We start from the raw sequence: 1,430 nt of genomic DNA on the forward strand, positions 1-1,430 counted from the left end.
GGTCACGTCCGCTGGAGTGGTGTATCGACGGCCACTCGGTGATCTCGTCTTTGAGGCTATGCGGTGAGTTCGGTGGGCAGGGTGGTGCCGTCGGTTTCTGACTCGATCGGGTGGAGTCGGGCCTTGGCGAGGAGTTCGCGGCCCATGTAGCGGCGGGCTTCGGTCCACTCGTCGTTCTGCTCGGCCAGCACCGCGCCGACGAGCCGGATGACGGCGGTGCGGTCGGGGAAGATGCCGACCACGTCGGTGCGGCGGCGGATCTCCTTGTTCAGCCGCTCTTGCGGGTTGTTCGACCAGATCTGCCGCCAGATCTCCCGCGGGAAGGCGGTGAAGGCGAGCAGGTCGTGCTGGGCTGTGTCCAAGTGGGCTGCGGCCTTGGGGAACTTGGCCTCCAGCGCGTCCAGGACGTGGGTCATCTGTGCTTGGACCGCGTCGGCGTCGGGCTGTTCGAAGACCGTCCGCAGCAGCGTGGCGACCCAGGGCTGGGCCGACTTCGGCACCTGGCTCAGCAAGTTCCTCGCGTAGTGGGTGCGGCAGCGCTGCCAGGACGCGCCGGGCAGGACCGCGCCGATGGCGTCGACGAGGCCGGCGTGGGCGTCGGAGATGACGAGCTGGACGCCGGACAGGCCGCGGGCGATCAGGGAACGCAGGAAGGCGAGCCAGCCGGCGCCGTCCTCGGCGGTGGCGACGTCCAGGCCGAGGATCTCGCGGTGGCCGTCGGCGTTGACGCCGACCGCGATCAGGGCGTGGACGTTGATGATGCGGCCGCTCTCGCGGACCTTCTGGGTGAGCGCGTCGACCCAGACGAACGAGTACGGGCCGGCGTCCAGGGGCCGGTTACGGAAGGCTGCGACCTGCTCGTCCAGGTGCTTGGCCATCGCGCTGACCTGGGACTTCGACAGCTGCGTCACCCCGAGGGACTCGGCGAGCTTCTCGACCCGGCGGGTGGAGACACCGAGCAGGTAGGCGGTGGCGACCACCGAGATCAGGGCCTGCTCGGCCCGGCGGCGGCGCTCGAGAAGCCAGTGCGGGAAGTAGCTGCCCTGCCTCAGCTTGGGAACGGCGAGCTCGACGGTCCCGGCGCGGGTGTCCCACTCGCGCGGGCGATAGCCGTTGCGATGGTTGACGCGTTCCTCGCTGACCTGCCCGTATTCGGCGTTGCAGAGGGCGTCAGCCTCGGCGGACATGAGGGCGTCGGCGAATGTCTTGATCATCGCGCGCAGCAGATCGGGACTCGCCGCGGTGAGGTTCTCCTCGGCGAGGGCGTGCAGGGGCAGACTGTCGGGTGCGGTCATCGTGCTGATCTCCTTCGAGCTTCGACAACTCGAAGATCAGCCGGTGGCCGTTCTCATATCCGGGCCCTCACTCCGACGCCAGGCCAAACACCCGGATCAGGTGGGAACCGGTACACCACTTCCAAGGACACAACC

General features: G+C 68.6%; 1 protein-coding gene. It reads right to left on the reverse strand.

Going from position 1 to position 1,430, the window contains the following annotated elements; genetic code table 11:
- Positions 1-56: 56 nt before the first annotated feature.
- On the reverse strand, positions 57-1,295 hold the full coding sequence (locus tag MTQ10_RS30390; protein ID WP_093725714.1) for an IS256 family transposase: 1,239 nt from the start codon (positions 1,293-1,295) through the stop codon (positions 57-59).
- Positions 1,296-1,430 lie beyond the last annotated feature (135 nt).

It is taken from the genome of Streptomyces sp. XM83C (assembly GCF_023072675.1).
Taxonomy (GTDB): Bacteria; Actinomycetota; Actinomycetes; order Streptomycetales; family Streptomycetaceae; genus Streptomyces; species Streptomyces thermocoprophilus.

Coding starts and splice junctions, on each gene's coding strand:
- MTQ10_RS30390 (WP_093725714.1), bottom strand. CDS start 1,295: ATGACCGCACCCGACAGTCTGCCCCTGCACGCCCTCGCCGAGGAGAAC.